The sequence below is a fragment of the Chryseobacterium herbae genome (assembly GCF_025154075.1).
Lineage (GTDB): Bacteria > Bacteroidota > Bacteroidia > Flavobacteriales > Weeksellaceae > Chryseobacterium > Chryseobacterium herbae.
The window spans coordinates 380,375-403,179 of record NZ_JAOAMU010000001.1; the positions used below are offsets into that span (position 1 = coordinate 380,375).

The following is a 22,805-nucleotide window of genomic DNA, read 5'->3' on the forward strand; positions in this document are numbered from 1 at the left end:
CGGTCTTTACTTATTTATTGTAGTTGATCTTATTTTGAAGCAAGTACTTCTTTCGTACTTGTTGTTTTACCGTGTACCTCGTCTTCTTTTCCTGTCTTAAGGAAGTCGTACGCGATAGCCGATGCAATAAAGATGGATGAATAAGTACCGAATCCAATACCGATTAACATCGCAAACATAAATCCTCTTAAGTTATCACCACCAAAGATGAAGATCGCTAAGATAACAAGAATCGTTGTGAATGAAGTGTTGAACGTTCTACCCAATGTACTTGAGATAGAGTCATCAAATAATCCAGCTAACGTTAAAGCTTTTTTCTCTCTCAGGTATTCTCTAATTCTATCGAAGATAATAACGGTATCATTGATTGAGTAACCTAGTACCGTAAGTATTGCTGCAACGAAATCCTGATTGATCTCCATGTTGAACGGCATAAATTTGTGAAGCAATGAATAAGCTCCTAAAATAATTACCGCATCATGGAATAGTGCTACAACAGCACCCAATGAGAATTGCCATTTTCTAAATCTCAGTAAGATATAGATAAAGATACCCGCCAAAGCAGCTGCCACAGCAAGAATACCGTGAGTCTGGATATCATCTGCAACCGTAGGTCCTACTTTTTCAGAAGAAATAATTCCTGCGTGTTCTTTATCTGCAGATTTGAAATCATGAAGTGTTGTGTTAGCAGGTAAGTTAGCTTTTAACCCTTCGTATAATTTCTGTTCTACCGTTTGGTCAGCTTTTAAAGATTCATCTTCAATAAGGTAATCTGTAGAGATTTTCAGCTGTCGGTCGTTTCCGAACGTTTTAGCTTCTACAGAAGAGTTTTTACCGTCTTCAGTTTTGAATACTTTTACTAAGTTCTGTTCGATATCTTCAGCGTTGACCGCTTTATCGAATCTTACCACATAGTTTCTACCTCCTGTAAAGTCGATTCCATATTTGAATCCGTTAATAGCAATAGATGCTACACAAATTACGGTCAAAATACCTGAAATAATGTATGCATATTTTCTCTTTCCAATGAAATCGATCCATGTATTTCTGAATAGATTTTTCGTTGGAGCTGTCCAGACAGAAAGTTGTTTTCCTTTGTTCAGTCTTGAGAATATCATTACTCTTGAAAGCAATACAGACGTAAAGAATGTCATCAAGATACCAATTCCTAATGTCAAAGCAAATCCTTTAATAGGTCCTGTTCCGAATAAGAAAAGTACACCCGCTGTCAATAACGTCGTTAAGTGACCATCGACAATCGCGCTTAATGCATGTTTGAAACCATCTTTGTAAGCTTCTAAGATGCTCTTGCCTGCGAATAGTTCTTCTTTCGTTCTTTCGTAAATAATTACGTTCGTATCCACCGCCATGGCCATCGTAAGTACAATACCCGCAATACCAGGAAGCGTTAATGTAAAGTCTCCGGAATCCATAATTCCGAAAATATAGAATAAGTTTACAATCATTGCAATTACCGCGTACACACCTGCACCACCGTAATAGAAAATGATATAAACAATGATAATTAAAAATGCGATAGCAAATGAAATAACCCCTGCATTAATAGACTCCTGTCCTAATGATGGTCCTACTACGGTAGCCTGAACTACTTTTGCTCCTGCAGGTAATTTACCCGCTCCTAAAACGTCTACCAGTTCTTTAGCTTCCTCCTGAGAGAAGTTACCCGAGATCTGAGTTCTACCGTTAGGAATAGCGTTGACAACGTTTGGCGCAGTATATACTCTACCATCCAATGTTACCGCTACCGGCTTACCTACGTTTTTCTCTGTTAATGTTTTCCACTCTTTAGCACCTTTAGAATCCATCTGCATGTCTACCACTACTCTGCTCAGCTCATCATAGCTGATGCTTGCAGTTTCAACAGCACCATCTACAGGAGCTTTTTGGTTGATGTTACCTCTGATGGCATACAATACTAAACTTTCAGTATCTGTACCTTCAGGTTTGTAACCCCACATGAACTGTGTATATTTAATGTTGGAAGGACGTAAAGACTGACCTACTTTGCTGTTCAAAATTTTGTTTACAGCAGCTGTATCAGAAAGTTTTACACTTGCAACACCATTTGATCTTAGTTTGTCAAGGTTTAGAAGATTCATGAAGTTGATGTTCTTCGCAACTCCCATAGAATCACCTTTGATTCCCACCATTGTCGCCAATGTCTGGAAATATGGTGCGATTTCAGGAACCTGCTGTACTTCCCAGAACTGAAGTTTTGCGGAAGTCTGAAGCATTTTCTTCACTTTATCGATATCTTTCATACCAGGCATTTCAACAGAAATTCTCGCTGTACCAGGTACTCTCTGAACGTTTGGCTGCACCGCACCCATTTTATCGATTCTGGTTCTGATTACTTCGAAAGCTGTTCCTACAGAAAGATCAATTCTTCTCTTGATGATACTTTTTACCTGCTCATCAGAAGTATTGTACTTGATTTCTGATAAATTGGTATTCCCGAAAAGTTCAGGATCAGCAAGTTTAAGGTTCGTCCCTTTTACTTTGTTGATCGCCTCAAACTGATCAAAGAAGTTATCAATATAAGATCTTGTAGAATTCTTCTGAACTTCATCTGTTTTGTTTAAAGCCTCGATAAGAACAGGATTGGTAGAATAATTCGTTAAATCATTCACTAGGTCTCTTTGGTTGATTTCCAAAAGAACGTTGATCCCACCTTTCAAGTCAAGACCAAGTTTCATTTCCTTGTCTTTGGCTTTAGTGTAATAAAGTTTTGTGAATCCCAGGTTCAAAGTATCTTTAGAAAGTCTTGTAATTTCTTTCTGATACTTTTCCGGATTGTCTCCTGCAACAGCAGTTGCCTGCCTTTCAATTTTGCTGGCGTACCAAGTTGGTAATAGCTCATTTAAGCAAATTAACCCTAGTACAATAGCAACAATTGTAATAAGTCCTTTTCCTTGCATTTTGTTATAACTACGTTAAATTAAGTCGGCAAATATAATGATTTTATTATTATTTTATGAATTTTTTAACAGCAGAAATGGTTTATTTTCAGATATATCGGGGTTTTAATTTCTATTTAAGATTTAATAATTTTTCCTCCTTATCGTAATGAAATTTTCAAATTCCGATTGGTATAAAATTTTCATTCACTTATCAATACACTAAATATCAAAATATTATGAAAAAACTATTTTTTACTTTGTGCATCTTTTCTTCTTTAATTGCTAATTCTCAAAGCATTAATTTAGTAGAATTTGCGTCCGGACTTACCAGTCCCGTCGAGATTACGAATGCCAATGACACCCGGCTTTTCGTCGTCCAGCAGGACGGAATCATCAAGATCATCCAGCCCAACGGAACGATCAACAGCGCTGATTTTATGAACATCAGCTCCAAAGTTCTTTATGGAGGAGAACGGGGCCTTCTGGGTCTTGCCTTCCATCCCCAATATGCAACCAACGGATATTTCTTTGTGTATTACAACAACACAGCAGGAAATATTATCGTAGCGAGATATTCCGTAAACCCTACAAATCCGGACCTCGCAGATCCCACGACTGAAAAAATTCTTCTGAATATTCCAAAACCTTTTGACAATCACAATGGCGGAAGTATTCATTTTGCGCCCGATGGAAATCTTTGGATAGTGACAGGAGATGGTGGAAGCGGCGGAGATCCCGGCAACAATTCCCAAAATATCAATTCACTTCTGGGAAAAATGTTGAGGATTGATGTCAATGCCACAGGACCCTATAATATTCCACCCGGAAATCCTTTTGCAGGAACTTTAGTGACCGGAGCTGATGAAATCTGGTCGTATGGACTTAGAAATGCATGGAAATTTTCATTCGATACCACCACAGGAAATGTCATGATCGCTGATGTAGGTCAGGGACAGATTGAAGAAATTAACAGAATGCCCATTACACAGGCAGGAATCAATTACGGATGGCGCTGTTATGAAGGTAATAATGCTTACAATACGGCAGGATGCGCTGCGATGGCAACGATGACCTTCCCGGTAGCGGTGTATAACCATTCCGGAGGGAAATGTTCTATAACCGGCGGTTATGTGTACAGAGGAACCCAATATCCATCGCTTCAGGGGAAATATTTCTTTGCTGATTACTGTTCTACCCAGATCGGAATATTGAATACGGACAATTCTATTGTGTGGGGTCCGGCCAGTCCTGGAAATGATTTCTCTACTTTCGGGCAGAATTCTCAGAAAGAACTGTTTGTAGCAGCTGTATCCAGCGGGAAGATATTTAAAATCACCACCGGAACTCTGGGAACAGACGAAACTTCTGAATTTAATCCTATAAGCATTCACCCTAATCCGGCTTCTGAAAAAGTTTTCATTGAAGGCCTTACAGACAAAAACAGCACTGCAGACCTGATCAGTACAGAGGGGAAAATAGTTTTAGAGAAAGCTAAAATTGAAAATGACGGCAGTCTCGATATTACAGGAATTACTCCTGGAGCCTATTATCTGATTATAAAATCGGGAGATGTGAAATCTTACAGTCAGAAACTTATTATTAAATGATAGAATATTTTACTCAATAAAAAAGCGGTTCCGATGGAGCCGCTTTTGTTTTATATCGTCATAGAGAAAATTCTCGTTTCAGGTTTGTTTCTCATCATTCTGAGATCAAATACCATCGCGACGTTTCTCGTAAATGCTCTTCCTTTTTCTGTGATCTTGATTTGATTATCATAGATCTCCACCAGTTCATCCTTTTCCATTTCCTCCAGCATTTCAAATGCATTCTCCAATTCAGGGAACGAATTTTTATCCGTAAAGGTGGTTTCAAGCTGGCACATCAGATTCAGAATATGTCTTCTCACGGTAAGATCTTCTTCATCCAGAATATGACCTTTTACCACCGGAATCTGACCTTCTTCCACGATCTTCTGGTATTCTTCCACCGTTTTCACATTCTGGGCAAAAGCATACCACGAATCTGAAATGGCAGACATTCCAAGACCTACCATCAATTGCGTATTGCTTGATGTATAGCCCATAAAGTTTCTGTGCAGTTTTTTATGGATAAGAGATTGGTACAGATCATCGTGTTCCAGAGAAAAATGATCCATTCCTACCTCAATATATCCTAAATCCTCAAGAAGTTTTTTCCCGTCCTCATACAGACGACGCTTTTCTTCGCCGCTTGGAAGATCGTTTTCGTCGAAACCTCTCTGTCCTACTCCTTTCACCCACGGAACGTGTGCATAGGAATAGAATGCCAGTCGGTCCGGCTTAAGCTCCATTGTTTTTCTGATGGTATGCTCCATGGCATCCCAGCTTTGATGCGGAAGTCCGAAGACAAGATCATGGCTGATTCCACGGTAACCGATTTCCTTAGCCCATTCCGTGACATTTTTCACATTTTCAAAAGACTGAATTCTGTTGATGGCTTTCTGAACTTTAGGATCGTAATCCTGAACTCCAAAACTCACTCTTCTGAATCCAAGATCATATAAAGTCTGAAGATGGTCCCTTGTGGTATTATTCGGATGTCCTTCAAAAGAAAACTCAGGATGTTCTGCGATTTCTACCGTTTCAAAAATCCCTTCCAATAAGGTTTTTAAGTTTTTAGGTGAAAAAAATGTAGGTGTTCCACCTCCGAGGTGAAGTTCTTTCAGTTTCGGTTTCTCCTCAAAAAGCTCAAGATAGAGTTTCCACTCCTTTAAAACGCTTTCCAGATATGGAATTTCAACGCTGTGTTGTTTTGTAATACGCTTGTGACAGGCACAGAACGTACACAATGCCTCGCAGAAAGGCAGGTGAATATAAATAGAAATTCCCTCCTCTGCATTGCTCTCATGAAAAGACCTGATCACCGTCTCCCTCCACTTTTCGGGCGAAAATGTAGTTTCGTCCCAATAAGGAACAGTGGGATAAGAGGTGTAACGCGGTCCGGGAATATTATACTTATCTATTAAAGAATTCATTTCAAAATTTAAAATATTATCGAATCATGAAATTGGGACTAAACCAGTTTCATCCTGCAAAATTAACCATTAGTTATGAATTTTAAACCATGAAATATATTAGGCCGTATTTTATAATGAGTCTAAATACGGTGGTTACTGGAATTTCTCCAAGAATGATAAATTCTATACGTAAGATTTACAATTCTGATGCAGTTATTATTCTTTCTGTTAAAACTTTAGTCTCATCAAAGAAATCCTGTCTTTTCCAGCAAAAACAACGGTATTTCCATCTATCCAACTGCAAACAAAGAATCCTTTTTCATCAGAAATTTTCTTCCATGTTTTCCCGAAATCAGAAGAATAACTGATGTGTTGATCTCCCACCGAAATCATTTCTTTACCCCTGGAACCGGGTTTTATTTTTACACAGGTCGTGTAGCCTGCATTCTGTCCGGATGCCTGAATCTGCCAGCTTTTGCCACCATCATTCGTCGTAGCAATATTATTGACATTGGCGTCCTGTTTGGTATAATCTCCACCTACTGCAACTCCAAAGTTGTCATCATAAAAATCTATTGAATACATGCCCTGAGAAGATTCTCCCTGAATAAAAGGCGTGTTGAATGTTTCGATTTCTTCCGTTTTAAAATTTAATCTTAAAATCCGTGAAGATTTCCCTCCGGTGGCGATCCACAGATATTTTTTTGTTGAAGCGATATTGGTATTGCTTGCTGCAAATGCGGCTTCACCAGTGTTCAGCTGTATATTATTTTTGAACATACTCCACTTGCCATCTTTGTAGACAGCCAGCTTGAGCATATTATCCTTATCTGCATCACTGAAGGTATAAGCCAGCTTATCATTCACAAAATGAAAAGCATCATAAAAAGCAGTTTTCACGGTATCTGTAAACACAGTTTCTGATGTTAAACTTTTTTTATCAATCTTAAAGAAATAAGCCGGACTCTCAATATTAATTGCATAAAAAGAGTTTTTATCCTGAGCCAGCGTTCTGAATTGTAGCTTCTTTTCAGATAATCTGATCTGTTTCTGATTTTTGACATTCTTCAAATCAACAAACCCGAATTTAGAATCTGTTCCGCTATACCAGACTTTCCCGCCATCAACTTCCAGAGCTCTGATGCTTATTTTATCGTTAAGAATTGTCTCGAAACTTTCTATATGTTGAGAAAATGTAAAAATTCCCAGAAAGGAACATAAAATGAGGATTAGCTTTTTCATATAAGACAAAAATAAAAAAATCCGCAGTTATCTGCGGATTTTGATGGTATGTTTTTTAATCTAAATCATGTTTTTCCAAAGGCTCCTGTTCTGCTTTGAAAGTTTCTCCGTAGCCTCCGTTTTGAAGCTTAGAGTGCTTTTTACTGTACAGGAAGTATACAAAGAATCCGATAATCAGCCATGCGAAAGAATACATCTGTGCTTCTTTGCTTAGGTTAAAGATCAGATAAACGTTGATCGCAATACCTAAACAGGCAATAAGCGGTAAAGCCGGAACTTTAAAGTTTCTCTGTAAAGTAGGTTCTTTTACTCTCAATACCCAAACTGCTACACACACCATGGTAAACGCGAACAGAGTTCCGAAACTTGTCATGTGTGCAAGATCATTAATAGGAGTAAGAGAAGCTACGATAGCAATCACAACGCCTAAAATAAGAAGGTTTTTTGTAGGTACTCCTGTTTTAGGATTTACTTTTGAGAAAGTAGCCGGGATCAATCCGTCTTTAGACATTCCTAAGAAAATTCTTGACTGTCCCATGATCATTACCATCAATACGGAAATCAATCCTACAGTAGCAGCAATAGTGATAATGTATCCTGCCCATGCGTATCCTGCGATATCAAATGCATAAGCTACAGGAGCTTTGATCGCATCCGGATATTTTCCAAGTGGATTAAAGTCTGTATAATGCATCATTCCCGTTAATACTAAAGAAACAAGGATATATAAAAGTGTACAGATGATCAACGAAGCGATGATCGCAAATGGTACGTCTTTTTTAGGGTTAATAGCTTCTCCTGCCTGAGTGGAAACGGCATCAAAACCTACATAAGCAAAGAAAATTGCAGATGCTCCTGCGACTACTCCTCCTATACCGTAAGCGGAATGCGAGACCCCGTTTTCGGTGATGGTTGTAGGCTCAGGAATGAAAGGCATCCAGTTTTTAAAAGGATCAGCAGAATTTAAAATGATAAAAGCTCCGGCAATGATCACGAAAATAATAGCGGAAACCTTCAGTACAACAATGAAATTATTAGCTTTAGCAGCTCCTTTTGTTCCTCTTACTAAAATAGAGATCACAAGGAAAACAATTAAAAACGCGGGTAAGTTCATAGAGAAACCTGAATTTCCTGCTGCAATATAAGTCTGCGGATCTGTGGTAAGATAAGCAGGAAGGTGCAGCCCGAACATTTTGAGGAGTTTCGCAAAATATCCCGACCAGGAGACGGCGACGGTCATAGATCCCATAGCGTATTCCAGTATCAGCCCCCATCCTATGATCCAGGCGAAGATTTCCCCTACCGTTCCATAAGCGTAAGCATAAGCTGATCCTTCTACAGGAAGAATGGAAGCAAATTCTGCATAGCATAAAGCTGCAAATACGCAGGCTATTCCCGCGATAACAAATGAAAGTGCCAGTGCAGGCCCGGCATTATAATAAGCACCCGTACCCGTAAGTACAAAAATTCCTCCTCCAATGATTGCCCCGATTCCGATAGCAGTAAGGCTCCATTTTCCCAGAACGCGTTTCAGCTGGCTCTTTTTGATATCAGCTTCATAAGCGCTCATTGGCTTCTTAACCCAAATTTTAGACATGTTTTTTTATTTAATTAAAGATTTACGAAAATATAAAAATTTTACAAACCTTAACGTTTATTGATAAACTTTCGTGATTTATTTTAAATAAAAGGATTTAAAAAACTGATTTACACATTATTTAATTAATTTTCAAAAGTGTTAATTTTTGTTTATTTTTGATCGCATGAATTTATATGATCTTTTCGTAAAGCCTTATGAAAACTACAGTGCCATACAAATCCTGCTTGAAGCCTCTGGTACGGTTTTCGGAATTTTGAGCGTGTATTTTTCAATTAAAAAGAATATCTGGGTCTATCCTACAGGGATCATCTCCACGCTGATCTATGTCTACATTCTCTTTAATTTCGGGCTGCTTGGCGACTGTATGATCAACGTCTATTACACGGCGATGAGTGTTTACGGATGGATCTTATGGTCAAAAAATTCTAAAGACCACGTTCACGTGGATGTTTCCTGGGCTACCCATAAAGAAAGAATCTTTGCAGGTGTTCTTTTTATATTAAGTCTGGGACTGGTAACGCTGATCTATTATTACAAACCTTATATTGATAATCACTTTTCTATGCAGGGTACGAATTTAGGATTGTATCATCTTGACTGGGCCAATTGGCTGGATGTGATCACCACTTCTATATTTTTAGTAGGGATGTGGTTTATGGCCAGACAGCGCATTGAGAACTGGATTTTCTGGATCATCGGAGATTTTATTTGTATCCCAATGATGATTTTTAAGGAGCTTGGTATCACTTCGGTTCAATATTTGGTATTTACTATAATGGCGATCTTAGGATACGTCAATTGGAAAAAAAGTTTAAAAGAAAAAAGTACAATAAAGTCATGAAAAATTTACTTAAAATAGCATTCAGTATCGTTGCTATTAGTACTCTGACATCTTGTTTAGCTTACTCAGACGGATACGCAAACAACGGTGGTTACGGAGACCCATATTATAACAACGGAAATTATTATGCTCCTTCCGGTTATTACGGAAACGGCGGTTATTATGGAAATGACGGCTACTATTACAGAAATGACGTCAATTATTATTATGATAGTGGTGTTCCTTATTATTATTATAATTCAGGGAACAGCAGAAGAAAGGTATATGTAGAAAGAAAATCTAATTCTAATATAACTTCCCAAAGACCGAATAACGGATTCAGAGGCCAGCCTACAGGCAGTGGGAACAGTAACAGCAATGGAAACGGATTCAGAAATCCAAACAGCAGTTACAATAACGGTAACAACAACCAAAGACCACAAAGCAACAACGGAGGCTTCAGAAATCAATCGGGTGGAACGTATCAGAACAACCAGGGAAGCCAGAATAATCAGAGCAGTGGCGGTTTCAGAAATTCACAACAGAATAATCAGAACCAAAACCAGAACAGCACCAGAACGGAATCTTCCGGTGGGTTCAGAGGAAGCTCAAGCCCTCAGAACAACACTCAGCAAAACAGCAGTCCTACGAGACAGCCGTCCAGCGGAGGTGGATTTAGATAAAACGATTATAAATAAGAAAACGAACAGCTAACACTGTTCGTTTTTCATTTTAAATATATTAATTTTGCTCGTTAATTTTACACTAAATAATATGGAATTTTATAAATATCAGGGAACTGGAAATGATTTTGTGATGGTAGATAACCGTGATCTTCAGTTTCCCAAAGAGAAAGATCTTATTGAAAAACTATGTGACAGACGTTTCGGAATCGGGGCAGACGGACTGATCCTTCTGGAAAATGAAGGAGATTATGATTTCAAAATGGTCTACTATAATTCCGATGGCGGTGAAAGTACCATGTGTGGCAACGGCGGAAGATGCCTTGTAGCCTTCGCTTTCTTCCTGGATATTTTTGAAGATAAATGTAAATTCATTGCTACTGACGGTGAGCACGAAGCTGAAATTCATAATGGAATCATTAAATTAAAAATGATTGATGTAGATACTATTTCCGAAGACGGAGAAGATACAGTGATGAATACCGGATCGCCTCATTATGTAAGATACGTGGAAGATCTGGTGAATTACAATGTTTTTGCAGAAGGAAACGGCATCAGAAATTCAGAAAAATATAAGGAAAAAGGTATCAATGTGAATTTTGTTGAAAAATTTGATGATGATGAGATTTTCGTAAGAACCTATGAACGAGGCGTTGAGGACGAAACTTTCAGTTGCGGAACTGGAGTTACAGCTTCTGCTTTAACTTTTCTGCAAAAACACAATCTAATCTCTGTAAAAGTTAAAACTTTAGGTGGCGATCTTAAAGTTCATGCTGAGAAAAATGGAAATTCCTTTCAGAATATTTGGTTGGAAGGTCCGGCGAAGCAGGTTTTTAGAGGAAAAATAGATCTTATTTAAAAACAAACTTTTAATCAATTTTTTAATAATGAAAAAAACTGTTCTCGTTATCGCTCTTATTATTTTTGGAGCGGCAGGATTTTTTGGTTTGAGATTTTATAATAAATATTACGGCAACAATGTGGAAAAGGATGGCTATGTCTTAATTCCCCATAAAGCGGATTTGAAGCAGATCCTCGACTCCGTGGCTACGTATGTAAAAGATAAAGAAGCATTCGAAACTGTGGCCAGAGATAAAGATCTTGACAGGTATTTTAAGCCGGGCCGTTACCATTTCCAGTCGGGAGCAGGAAACACCAACCTGGTGAATATGATCAAGGCCGGAAATCAGGCCGAAAACAGCTTCAGAATCGGAGATTTCGGGGATATGTATCAGATGATCGGAAAGGTAACGAAAAAGACTGAGCTTGATTCTTTGCACTTCGTGAATGATCTGAATCAGGTAGCTGTAGAAAAAGGATATAAAAATGCAGAGGATTTAAAGAAATACTTCTTCATCGATACCTATAATTTCTTCTGGACCGTTAGTCCGCGAGAGTTTTTCAAAAAATTCGATGAGCAGTACAATGAGTTCTGGACAAGTGACAGAAAAAATCAGGAACAGCAGTCGGGTCTGAGCAGAGATCAGATTTATGCTTTGGCATCCATTGTTTATAAGGAATCGGGAGGAAAAAAGGATGAGATGAAAACGATCGCAGGGTTATACCTGAACCGTTACAGAAAAGACATGAAGCTCCAGTCTGATCCTACAGTGATTTATGCCATCAATAAGCAGACTAATTTCAAGGAACAGATCAAGCGGGTATTTTACAAACACCTGTCTACTCCATCGCCTTATAATACTTATGCTAACAAAGGAATCCCGCCGGGACCTATTTGTGTAGTAGACAAAAGCTCGGTAGATGCTGTTTTAAATGCAGAAAACAACAATTATATATTTATGTGTGCAGATCCGGCAAGGTTCGGCTATCATAAATTTACGGCCAGCGCAGAAGAGCATGCGATCAATGCAAAAGCTTATCAGGACTGGCTGAATTCAAAAAATATAAAATAGAAAACTAATTTAACTTTTATTTAACAATACGATAATTAACTTTTAACACTTACATACGACTTATACATCTATAAATAATACATAAATTATAATATTTTGAAAATCACCCCAATTAATGATTTCACAATGTTATAAGTTATACTTTCACGATTTTACACAAACAATACCTTATGAATCAGACGGAAATTGTCAACATTTTCACAAAAAAAACGCTAGCACTTACTTTTGTACTTTCGGCAGCTGCAATGGCATTTGCTCAGGATAAAGCAGGCGTTACGGGAATGATTGTCAACAAAAACAACCAGCCGGTTCCTTATGCTTCTGTGACGTTCAGCAATAAAGTGAACAAAGCATTAAGCGATGCTGTACTTACCGACGAAAATGGACAGTACAAGCTGGAATTAGCTCCTGGAAACTATGATATCACAGTAGAAGCCATCGACTACAAGAAGAGCACTATTACTAAAAATATTGCAGGCCCCGGAAACATCGGTGCTTTATCTATACAACCGGAAGCCACAACCACTCTGGATGGTAAAACACAGGAAATCCAGGGAGTAGTTATTACTGCTGCAGCCACGAAGCCTTATAAAGTGGAGCTTGACAAAAGAACTTACGACCCTTCTCAGGATATTGTAAGTAAAGGAGGAAATCTTCAGGATGTCCTTTCTAATGTTCCTTCTGTTTCTGTGGATACTGACGGTACTGTTTCGATGAGAGGTAGCTCCAATGTAAGATTTCTGATCAACGGAAAACCTTCTGCCCTTCTTGGAATAGATGATGGTGCCAATGCGCTTCAGAGTATTCCTGCAGACCAAATTGACAGAATTGAAGTGATAACGAATCCTTCTTCTAAATTTGAGGCAAGCGGTACAGCGGGTATTTTAAATATTATTTTAAAGAAAAGCAAGAAGACCGGTTTCAATGGTAGTGTTATCGGAACTTTAGGATATCTTCCTCAAACCAACCTGAATGCCAACCTTAACTGGAGAAAAGGAAATTTCACATGGTTTCTAAATGGTGGCGGAGGTTACAGAGAATCTAAAAATACCACAAGAACAGATGATTTTTTTACGAATGCAGCGAAAAGTAATGATTTAGTTACCAGAAATCAGGACTCTGAAACGAAGAGTAAAAACAATAACTATAATGCTTCTGCGGGTATTGTTTATGATATTTCTGAAAAAACATCGGTGAACGCTTCAGGAACCGTAAGGACTTTTGACAGTGAGAATTTTGGAAATATTGATTATAAATATTCTTATTTCACAGATCCGAATGGAGTTTCAAACAGAAACACTTTTGGAACCAATAATAATTTAGCCTTCCAGGGAGATTTTGGTTTGGATCATAAATTTGATGACAAAGGTCAGAATCTATCTTTATCATTAAGCTTACAAAGAAGCAGATCATACAATGATACAGACATTAATGAAACTCAAAACGGGGCATTTTTACTGAACAATATTGTTAACCAAAACACAGTTAACAAATCGGTTATAGGTAAAGCTGATTATGAATTACCGATTGGTGAAAATTCAAAGTTAGAGGCGGGTTACAGAATAGATATCAATACGAACGATTATAGTAATGATGTTTTGCAGAGTACCGCTCAGACTCCCACTTTAAGCTTCCTTAAGCCGTATACTTATGATGCCACTTATAAGGAGACTTTCAATGCTTTTTATTTACAGTTCAAAAGTAAAATAGGTAAATTAGGATATCAGTTAGGTGTAAGAGATGAATTATCCAGAGTAGATATTAATTATCAAAACCTTGATCCTACGAAACCAGCCATTGCTACAACCAAAAACTACAATAATTTATTTCCAAGCGTTTATTTAAGTTATGAGTTTGCAAAGGATAATCAGTTGTTGGTGAACTATACAAGAAGAATTGACCGTCCGAGATCATTCTTTATGATTCCTAACCCGAACTATAATGATAATCAAAATATTTTTGACGGAAATATAGATCTTAACCCATCATATGTAGATTCCTTCGAATTTGGATACAGTATTTCAAAAAAGAAATTTACAATCAACCCAACCTTGTATTACAGACATCAGACTGATGATACGAAAATGCTGGTATTCAATCTGAAAGAAAAATACCTTGATGCCAACCTGGTTGAGCGCGAGCGTATTGTATCTCATACAAAACCTATTAATCTAGGTACGGATGACCGTTTCGGTTTAGATTTAAACTTCAACTGGGATGCAACAAGCTGGTTGAAATTCTTAGGAAACGTGGATGTGTTTGGCTATAATACAAAAGGAAGCACTCTATATGACACCTTTGATAAAGACGGTAATCCTATTCAGGCTGTTGCCGATTTTAATGGTAAAGGTTTTTCAACAAGAGCGAGACTTTCGTCAACAATTAAAGTAGATAAAACATTCAGTTTCCAGCTACAGGGATTCTACAGAGGGGGCCAGAAAACGGCTTACCAGGATAGAAAAGACATGTATGCCATCAGTCTTGGTGCTTCTAAAACCATTTGGAAAGGTGACGGAACTTTAGCATTTAATGTTCAGGATATTTTTAATACAAGAGCAATGAGGTCTACAACATACACAGCCAATAGCGTAAGAGATTCTTACATGCAATGGCAACCAAGACAATTCTCCGTTTCTCTTACCTACAGATTCAAGCAGGGCGAGAAAGTAGAACAGCCTAAAAGGAAAAAAGACATCAACTCCAATGCATCTGGCGACGACCAGCAAGGTCCAATGTAATCATATTACACATAAAAAAAATCCCGAAAAATATTTTTCGGGATTTTTTTTTATTTTACGGTTTCTGTCTGTTCGGATTTTTCTTTTTCCGCTTCGTAGATTCTTCTTCTAAGGTCGCTGGTAGAAAACCTGTGATCTCTTTTGTTGTAAAAGATCTCAATTCCTTTCTCTTCACAATACCTTTTTCCGGTAAAATCTCTGTCCATATAATCATCACCAATGATCCTTACATCGATCACAAAAGATTTTAAAATATCCTGCAGATCTTCTTCTGTGTAATACGGAATGATCTCGTCTACGGCATTAACAGCCTTCAACTGGATGTATCTTTCTACAATGGTCTGGCTCGGCTTATTTTTATTCGGACGATCGTGAGACGGATCGATCTGAAGCCCTACAATTAAATAATCGCACACTGTTTTAGCTTCTTCAAGCATTTTGATATGCCCCGCATGAAGCAGGTCAAATGAGGAAAATGTAATCCCTATTTTTTGTGTTTTCATACTATTTTCAATTAATATCCCGTGACAGTCAACATTTCTTTACTCTGTAAAAAAAGTGAAGACTGAAGGAAATGATTTTGTAATTTGTTTTATAATCTGTTTTTTAAGTTCTTCTTTTAAACGGTCTGAGAATCCAGATACAGCTGCCATTTCCAGACTGTTCTCAAAGATTCCTCCAATGACGTCTCCGATTTCCAGTGAAGCTCTTTTTCAGCTTTGCGGACATCGGCATAAGCAACCGTAATATCACCCTCTCTTCTTGCACAGATCTGGTAAGGAACCTTCACATCATTAGCCGTTTCGAAAGCTTTCACCACTTCCAGTACCGATACTCCTTTTCCTGTTCCCAGGTTAAAAATATCAATCACTGTTTCATCACTACTCTGCATCAGCTTTTTCAGGGCACTTACATGAGCCTTGGCAAGATCAACCACATAAATATAATCACGGACCGGAGTTCCGTCTACCGTATCGTAATCATCACCCCAGATATTCAGTTTCTCACGAATTCCTGCAGCAGTCTGCATCACGTAAGGAACAAGATTGTTGGGAACTCCCATTGGAAGTTCGCCCAGTTTTCCTGAAGGATGAGCTCCAATCGGATTGAAATACCTCAGGAGGGAGATTCTTCTGTTGTAAGCTTTCGCAAAATCAGTTAAAATCTGCTCTCCCATCTGCTTGGTCTTTCCGTAAACACTTTCCGGAAGCTTCAGCGGTGTATTTTCATCGATCGGCATTTTTTCCGCCTGCCCGTACACCGTACAGGAGGAACTGAATATAAAATTAGAAAGACCTCTTTCTTTAAATTCCTGAAGAATATTGATCAGCGTGAATAAATTATTCTCGTAATAATCCACCGGTTTTACCTGGCTCTCTCCTACTGCTTTGGAAGCTGCAAAATTGATACATCCTTCGATCTGATGGGCATCAAAAACCTGAGTAAGGAGTTCTCTGCGTCTTAAATCGAAAGGGTAAAAAAACGGCTTTTTGCCTGTAATCTCTTCGATATTCTTTAAAATAAATCTTTCCGAGTTGGATAAATCGTCTACAATAACGACTTCAAAACCATCGTTAAGAAGCTCAACTACTGTGTGGGAACCGATGTATCCGAGTCCACCCGTAACAAGTACTGCCATTTTTTTGTAATATTTTTTTTAATCTGTGTGTTTTCCTATGTTTTCTATGTCGCTCTTCGCGGGCGTATGTCTAAAGTAATTTATAAGTAATATTGGTCCTATTAAAAACAAAGTAAGCCCAAATAAAAAAGAATAAATATATGCTCCCCATTTCTCATCATAATTAATATAAAAGCTCAGCGAACCTAAAATGATGATCGAAATCCCTGCAACGTTTAAATACATAAACATTTTTTTTGATTCTTTAAAAACATGTACAAATGTCACAATCAATAATGTAAATACTATGAAGTTTAAAAAATAAACAGGAATTCTAAATTGAATGTATTTTGCTACTAATCTATAACCTTTAAGTAAAACATTAATTACAAATACTCCATAGTAAATAATCCAACCTAAAATAAAAACAATTGTAAAAAAATAAGCAAACTTATTCTTAAGTATTCTTTCGTCGTGAAGCATACCTTATCTCATAAACTCAATCACCGCATCCGTAATATACTTCAGCTGCTCTTCGTCTAATTCAGTGTGCATTGGCAGAGAAATCACCTGCTCAAGAAGCTTATCTGTATTCACAAAATCAGCATCATTGCTTTCCTGGTAATACGCTTTCTGCTTTCTCAAAGCTACAGGATAATAAATCATAGCCGGAATTTCTTTCTCTGTAAGGAACTTTTGAAGCTCATTACGTTTTCCGTTCAGAATTCTCAAGGTATACTGGTGGAATACATGGGTAGAGTTTTCAGCTCTTTTTGGCGTTAAAATATTTTCGTTTCCTGCAAAAGCTTCGTCATAATAATCAGCTGCCTTTCTTCTTGCATCGTTGTAAGAATCAAGATTGGGTAGTTTTTTTCTTAAAACCGCCGCCTGAATGCTGTCCAGTCTTGAATTCACCCCTACCTCATCATGGTAATATCTTTCGTACATTCCATGGTTAACGATACCTCTTAAACGGTGTGCCAGCTCGTCATTATTGGTGGTAATAGCACCTCCGTCGCCATAGCATCCTAAATTTTTTGAAGGGAAAAATGAAGTTGTTCCCACAGTCGCCATTGTTCCTGCGTATTTTTGAGTCCCGTCTGAGAATGTATACTCTGAGCCTATTGCCTGAGCATTGTCCTCAATCACAAACAGGTTGTGTTCTTCAGCAATTTTAAGGATCTCCTCCATATTCGCACACTGTCCGAAAATATGTACAGGAATGATCGCTTTGGTTCTTGGCGTAATCGCTTTTTTAATTTCTTCTGTAGAGATTGTGAATGTATCGTAATCTACATCTACCAGCACTGATTTCAGTTTAAGCAAATGAATAACTTCTACTGTAGCGGCAAAAGTAAAATCGGCCGTGATTACTTCGTCACCTTCTTGAAGGTCTAAAGCCATCAGCGCGATCTGCAAAGCATCCGTTCCGTTTGCACACGGGATCACATGCTTTACATCTAAATAAGATTCCAATTCATTCTGGAAAGACTTTACTTCAGGGCCGTTGATAAAGGCCGCAGAATCCATTACATTTAAAACTGCATTGTCTACATCATTCTTTATTTTGTAATACTGACTTTGCAAGTCAACCATCTGAATTTTTTTCATAAATAAATATTTGTGTAAAAATAAGGAATTTAAAATCCTATCAAAAATTTTATTGATTTTGTTTTATCTTTATACAAAATAACTTTATGAAAAAACTTTTACTCTTTTGTCTTCTAGTGGGTTACTCTACCGCAAATGCACAGACAGAGCTTGTTTTTGTTTATTTTTCAGGCAAACCGAACAAAGCTGCTTTTTATGCCAATCCGCTTTCAGAACTGACCCAAAAATCCCTTAACAGACGTACCTCGCTGGGTATTCCGCTCAATGATCAGGATGCTCCCATCGAACAGTCCTATATCCAGAACCTTCAGAATCTTGGTTTTACCGTTACCGATTACTCCAAATGGCTCAACGGAGCGGCTGTCAATGCCACTCCTGCACAGATCACCATTCTGCAGGCACAGCCGTATGTTTCATCGGTAGGACGTTTTGCAAGAAATAATTCAACGGTTACCAAAACAGCAACCCATGACAAATGGAATACCTCTTCCGATACGCAGAAAAACCTTACCGTTTTTGATTACGGTTCCGGTTCTGCACAGATCGATCAAATCAATGTGAGACCTCTTCACCTGGCAGGATTTACAGGAACAGGTGTTTCCATCGCGGTTATTGATGCTGGATTTCCCTATGTCAATACGGGATCTGCTTTTGAAAGAATACGCACCAACAACCAGATCAAAGCCGTGTATGATTTTGTCACCAAAACAGACAACGTCTACAGTACATCCATCAGTAATCACGGATCTGCAGTTCTCGGTGCTATCGGAGGCTATATTAAAGATATTTTTGTAGGATCCGCTCCCGATGCAGACTTTTATCTTTACCGCAGTGAAAACGCTGTAGGTGAAATTCCTGAAGAGGAATTATACTGGATAGAAGCCGCTGAAGAGGCGGACAGAAAAGGCGTTGATATGATCACCTCATCTCTTGGGTACAATATTTTTGATGACACACGATACAGCTATACTTATTCCGATTTGAACGGAACAACTTCCTTCATCGCAAGAGCTGCTGAAATAGCAGTTAATAAAGGAATTTTTGTTCTCGCCGCTGCTGGAAATTCTGGTGTGCAGCCATGGCACTACCTGCTGACTCCAGCCGACAATGCTAAAGTTTTCACAATAGGATCAGTAGACTCTGCAGGAAATTCATCCGGATTTTCATCCTATGGTCCGAATTCCGTAGGTGTAGTAAAACCTGATGCAAGCGCAAGGGGAACAGCTTCTGCAACAGTCAATAACAGTACTTTAACTGCCGTTAACGGGACTTCCATCGCCACCCCAATTGCCGCAGGTGGTGTTGCGTGTTTCATTCAGGCTTTTCCTTCTATGAACAGGGAACAGATGAGAACAAAACTGAGACAAACGGCTTCTCTTTATCCAGGTCATACAGACCAGATGGGCTATGGTATTCTGAATTTTGGAAGCGTTTACAACCAAGTGTTGAATACTTCTGAGATCGTGAAAAAAGAAAAATTCGCCATCTTCCCGAATCCTGTAAAAAATATTCTGAATATTGCTTCTGAAGGTGATATCCAATCGCTGGAGGTCTTTGATAATTTAGGAAAACTGATCAGAAAAAATACCGGACTGAAATCTATAAAAGTGGAAGATTTCCCAAAAGGAACGTATTATCTGAAAATTCAGACGAAGGACCAGGTTTTCTATGAGAAATTTCTGAAGGAGTAGTTTAAAAAAAAACGCAAATTACACTAATATTTTGCACAAATATCACAAATTTGAATCTGTAACAGAAGTTATAGAAAATGAAATTTATTCCGTTTTTAATGGTAATAAAAGACAATAATTCTATTTTTATCTCCCACAGATTGCTCAGATGACACAGATTTTTACTGCATTCAATATATTCAATAGGAACGGGCTTTAGCCCGTTTTACTTTTAATCATCAATCCAATGGCTTCAGCCAAAACCTAAACTCATTTCACAAAATCATTGTGTTCATTAGTGAATCCATTTGTGTCATTTGTGTTTAAACAAAAAAAAAAAAACGCCTCTCAATCGAAAGGCGTTGTCTTATAAATTAAGCAGAGTTTCTACTCGCATTAATATTTCCAAATAATGATCTGGTCACCAGCTTTTCATAAGCTTCTTTATTGCCTTCTCCTTTTTGGATTTTCATCAATGCATACTGCTGAATACTCAACAGCGGAAGCACAATCTTCTCCCGAATCTTCACCGATTTTCTGGACAGCGGATCTTCTTCCTGCAGCATTTTAAATCCGGTAAGTTCAAGCATAATATCTCTTGAAAGGGTGTATTCATCAAATAATATATTCCAGAACGCGCCGAATTTTGGATTGCTTTTAATATAATAAGTCAGCGGAAAATAGGATTTATTCATACTCATCATCGAGTTCAGCACTAAGGTTTTAAAGAAATCAGAACCTTTATACAGTTCTTTTACTTCGTCCAGTCTTCCCTGCTCTTTCATCTGCTGCATCGCAAATCCGAATCCGAAAAATCCTGGAACATTCTGCTTCAGCTGCGACCATGAACCTACAAATGGAATCGCTCGAAGGTCCTCAAATTTCAATTCGCTGCCATTTCCTCTTTTGGACGGGCGGCTTCCGATATTGGTTTTACCATAATATTCCAGAGTACTCATTTCCTGGAGATATGGAACAAACATAGGGTGAGCTTTCAAGTCTGAATATTTTTTATAACTGATATCAGCTAACTCAGCGATCAGTTTTCTTTCTTTTTCTGTAAGGTCTTTTTTAGAATTTTTAAATACATCATTTTCCACTCCGGCAGTCAGAAGCTGCTCAAAATTGTATTTGGCCTGTTCTTTATTTCCAAAAATACTGGTAATCGTCTGTCCTTGTATAGTCAGCTCAATTTTATTGTTGGCAATGGTGTTTCCTTGTGAAGCATAAAAATCGTGGGTTTTCCCGCCGCCTCTTGCGGGTGGACCACCTCTGCCGTCGAAGAATACCACTTTAATTCCATTCTGAACGGAAAGTTTAGTTAAGACTTCTTTTGCCTTATAAATCTCCCAATTCGCCTTCAGATATCCACCGTCTTTTGTTCCGTCTGAAAAACCAAGCATAATCGTCTGTTGGTTTCCTCTGCGTTCAAGATGCTTTTTATACACCGGATTCTGATAAAGTTCGTTCATTACATGTTCAGAATTAGCAAGACCTTCCATCGTTTCAAAAAGAGGAACGATATCCATATTGATATCTTCATCCTGATAACCACAGATCTTAAAAAATGCATAGACATTCATCACATCTTTTACAGCATCGGAATTGGAAATAATGTAGCGGTTCATTCCTCTTTGACCATTCAGATCCTGGATCTCGGAAACCTGTGATACGGTCAGTAAAGTATCTTTAATGATGTCTTCAAACTGATCTGCATCTACCTTTTCACCAAGCTGAATCAGTGTATTGAATTTTTCTTCTTCAGAAGCTTCTGCACCTTCATATACTTTAGCAAAAACCTCATCGATTACTTTCTGATGAATCCTGCTATCCTGACGGACATCCAGTGTTGCAAAGTGAGTTCCGAAAATTTTCACACGGTCTCTGAAATTAACCAGAAGATCTAAAAACAGAGCATTGTGTTCATTCACCAATATCTTTTCCGCTTCATCCGTTTTTTTCAGAATATCGTCTGCTGTGATTATGTTTCCGTTAAAGATGGCTCCATACAATTCATCGCTCAATTGGGTCAGCACTTCAGAAACACCCCTGAAACTCAATCTTCTTCTGATAAATTTCAAATGACTGTAATAGGATTTCAGGATCGCGGAACGGAGCTCTTCTGCTACTCTTTTTGTAACATCAGCGGTCACAAACGGATTTCCGTCTCTGTCTCCGCCCGGCCAGAAACCCAGCTGAATGATATCTTCATGAAGATGGAAATGTCCGTTTCCAAAGGTCGTTCTGATCTTCGTAAACAGTTCTCCGATTGTATCATAATACACATATCTTAAATAGGAAATAATGCTAAGCGCCTCATCAATAGGCGTTGGTTTTTCTTTATTAACAAAAGGAGTTTTTCCCAGTTGCTGCAAAAGCATATCAATTTGTGTTACAGAATCACTGGTAATAGCGCCACGCAAGTCCTGAATAATTCTCTGTACCGAGCTTGGATAAAACTGGGTTGGATGCGCTGTAAACACAACTTTTACGGTAAAATCTTTCAGCTTTTCACGGACTTTTTCAAGCTTATGGTCCTGAAATGAACGTTCAAAAAGATTCGTCACCGTTCCACTGTCACTTTCGGAATGGAGATTGGGAAATGCAGCATCTTCAATACTGTCAAATAATACCACCTGTCTTTCAATGTACTGAATGATCTTAAAAAGCAGTTCAAGTTTCTGCTCTTCCGTTTGAAGGTCGGTATGGTTTTTAAAGAATTCTTCGACAATTTCCTCAGGGGTTTTGCCTTCTTCATATCCGTTTCGGCTTTCCTCGTAAAGGAATGGAAGAAGCATCCCGATATTGGTCATTTTATCATAAGGCAGGCTCATAAATAATGAATTGTAGATCTGGAACTTATTCTCCACGATCTGCCTGAATTTTTCTGCTCGTTGGTCGTGTATCATATAACAAATGTAATGGATTTTGGAATTAAATGAATTGACAAATGACAAAAAAATAAAGTGCCATGAATAAAATTATTTTACA

Annotated in this window: 16 protein-coding genes; 7 read left to right on the plus strand and 9 right to left on the minus strand. The window is 38.1% G+C overall.

Annotation, left to right across the window (positions count from 1 at the left end; genetic code table 11):
• Positions 1 to 29 precede the first annotated feature (29 nt).
• A complete protein-coding gene (gene secD / locus N0B48_RS01645; protein WP_259836114.1) occupies positions 30 to 2,939 on the minus strand; it encodes a protein translocase subunit SecD in 2,910 nt (969 codons plus the stop codon).
• Positions 2,940 to 3,157: 218 nt separating this feature from the next.
• Here secD and N0B48_RS01650 point away from each other — a divergent pair, with 218 nt between their 5' ends.
• Positions 3,158 to 4,528, plus strand: coding sequence for a PQQ-dependent sugar dehydrogenase (locus N0B48_RS01650; protein ID WP_259836117.1), 1,371 nt, complete (start codon positions 3,158 to 3,160; stop codon positions 4,526 to 4,528).
• A 50-nt stretch (positions 4,529 to 4,578) separates the two neighbouring features.
• On the opposite strand, the gene hemN is transcribed toward N0B48_RS01650, so the two are convergent.
• The 3 genes from hemN to N0B48_RS01665 form a co-directional block, all read right to left on the minus strand.
• Positions 4,579 to 5,937 carry an oxygen-independent coproporphyrinogen III oxidase gene (gene hemN / locus N0B48_RS01655; protein WP_259836120.1) on the minus strand — a complete coding sequence of 453 codons (1,359 nt, stop codon included), beginning with the start codon at positions 5,935 to 5,937 and terminating at the stop codon, positions 4,579 to 4,581.
• Positions 5,938 to 6,147: 210 nt separating this feature from the next.
• On the minus strand, positions 6,148 to 7,161 hold the full coding sequence (locus N0B48_RS01660) for a WD40/YVTN/BNR-like repeat-containing protein (RefSeq protein WP_259836123.1): 1,014 nt from the start codon (positions 7,159 to 7,161) through the stop codon (positions 6,148 to 6,150).
• 55 nt (positions 7,162 to 7,216) lie between these two features.
• Positions 7,217 to 8,758: an APC family permease gene (locus N0B48_RS01665; RefSeq protein WP_259836126.1), complete on the minus strand. Its 1,542-nt coding sequence runs from the start codon at positions 8,756 to 8,758 to the stop codon at positions 7,217 to 7,219.
• Between the two features lie 166 nt (positions 8,759 to 8,924).
• Between N0B48_RS01665 and pnuC the strand changes: the two genes are divergently transcribed.
• The 5 genes from pnuC to N0B48_RS01690 all read left to right on the plus strand — a co-directional run bounded on the left by pnuC (position 8,925) and on the right by N0B48_RS01690 (position 14,915).
• Complete coding sequence (gene pnuC, locus N0B48_RS01670) at positions 8,925 to 9,602, plus strand: nicotinamide riboside transporter PnuC (protein ID WP_259836129.1); 678 nt, start codon at positions 8,925 to 8,927, stop codon at positions 9,600 to 9,602.
• Positions 9,599 to 10,264: a hypothetical protein gene (locus N0B48_RS01675; protein WP_259836131.1), complete on the plus strand. Its 666-nt coding sequence runs from the start codon at positions 9,599 to 9,601 to the stop codon at positions 10,262 to 10,264. The genes pnuC and N0B48_RS01675 overlap by 4 nt, the downstream gene beginning before the upstream one ends.
• Before the next feature lie 91 nt (positions 10,265 to 10,355).
• Positions 10,356 to 11,123 carry a diaminopimelate epimerase gene (dapF, locus tag N0B48_RS01680; RefSeq protein ID WP_259836134.1) on the plus strand — a complete coding sequence of 256 codons (768 nt, stop codon included), beginning with the start codon at positions 10,356 to 10,358 and terminating at the stop codon, positions 11,121 to 11,123.
• A gap of 28 nt (positions 11,124 to 11,151) precedes the next feature.
• A complete protein-coding gene (gene mltG / locus N0B48_RS01685) occupies positions 11,152 to 12,177 on the plus strand; it encodes an endolytic transglycosylase MltG (RefSeq protein ID WP_259836136.1) in 1,026 nt (341 codons plus the stop codon).
• 170 nt (positions 12,178 to 12,347) lie between these two features.
• Positions 12,348 to 14,915 (plus strand): TonB-dependent receptor domain-containing protein, encoded by a 2,568-nt coding sequence (locus N0B48_RS01690; protein ID WP_259836138.1) that lies wholly within the window; start codon positions 12,348 to 12,350, stop codon positions 14,913 to 14,915.
• 50 nt (positions 14,916 to 14,965) lie between these two features.
• On the opposite strand, the gene N0B48_RS01695 is transcribed toward N0B48_RS01690, so the two are convergent.
• The 4 genes from N0B48_RS01695 to N0B48_RS01710 all read right to left on the minus strand — a co-directional run bounded on the left by N0B48_RS01695 (position 14,966) and on the right by N0B48_RS01710 (position 18,144).
• Positions 14,966 to 15,418, minus strand: a complete 453-nt coding sequence (locus N0B48_RS01695) for an adenylyltransferase/cytidyltransferase family protein (protein ID WP_259836140.1) — start codon at positions 15,416 to 15,418, stop codon at positions 14,966 to 14,968.
• Positions 15,419 to 15,534: 116 nt separating this feature from the next.
• Positions 15,535 to 16,554 (minus strand): UDP-glucose 4-epimerase GalE, encoded by a 1,020-nt coding sequence (gene galE / locus N0B48_RS01700; protein WP_259836142.1) that lies wholly within the window; start codon positions 16,552 to 16,554, stop codon positions 15,535 to 15,537.
• Between the two features lie 18 nt (positions 16,555 to 16,572).
• Complete coding sequence (locus tag N0B48_RS01705) at positions 16,573 to 17,016, minus strand: hypothetical protein (RefSeq protein ID WP_259836144.1); 444 nt, start codon at positions 17,014 to 17,016, stop codon at positions 16,573 to 16,575.
• A 3-nt stretch (positions 17,017 to 17,019) separates the two neighbouring features.
• Positions 17,020 to 18,144: a DegT/DnrJ/EryC1/StrS family aminotransferase gene (locus N0B48_RS01710; RefSeq protein ID WP_259836147.1), complete on the minus strand. Its 1,125-nt coding sequence runs from the start codon at positions 18,142 to 18,144 to the stop codon at positions 17,020 to 17,022.
• Positions 18,145 to 18,230: 86 nt separating this feature from the next.
• Here N0B48_RS01710 and N0B48_RS01715 point away from each other — a divergent pair, with 86 nt between their 5' ends.
• Positions 18,231 to 19,835, plus strand: a complete 1,605-nt coding sequence (locus N0B48_RS01715; protein ID WP_259836149.1) for a S8/S53 family peptidase — start codon at positions 18,231 to 18,233, stop codon at positions 19,833 to 19,835.
• Positions 19,836 to 20,188: 353 nt separating this feature from the next.
• On the opposite strand, the gene N0B48_RS01720 is transcribed toward N0B48_RS01715, so the two are convergent.
• Entirely contained in the window at positions 20,189 to 22,723 is a 2,535-nt protein-coding gene (locus N0B48_RS01720; protein WP_259836152.1) for a phosphoenolpyruvate carboxylase, read from the minus strand.
• Positions 22,724 to 22,805: the final 82 nt, after the last annotated feature.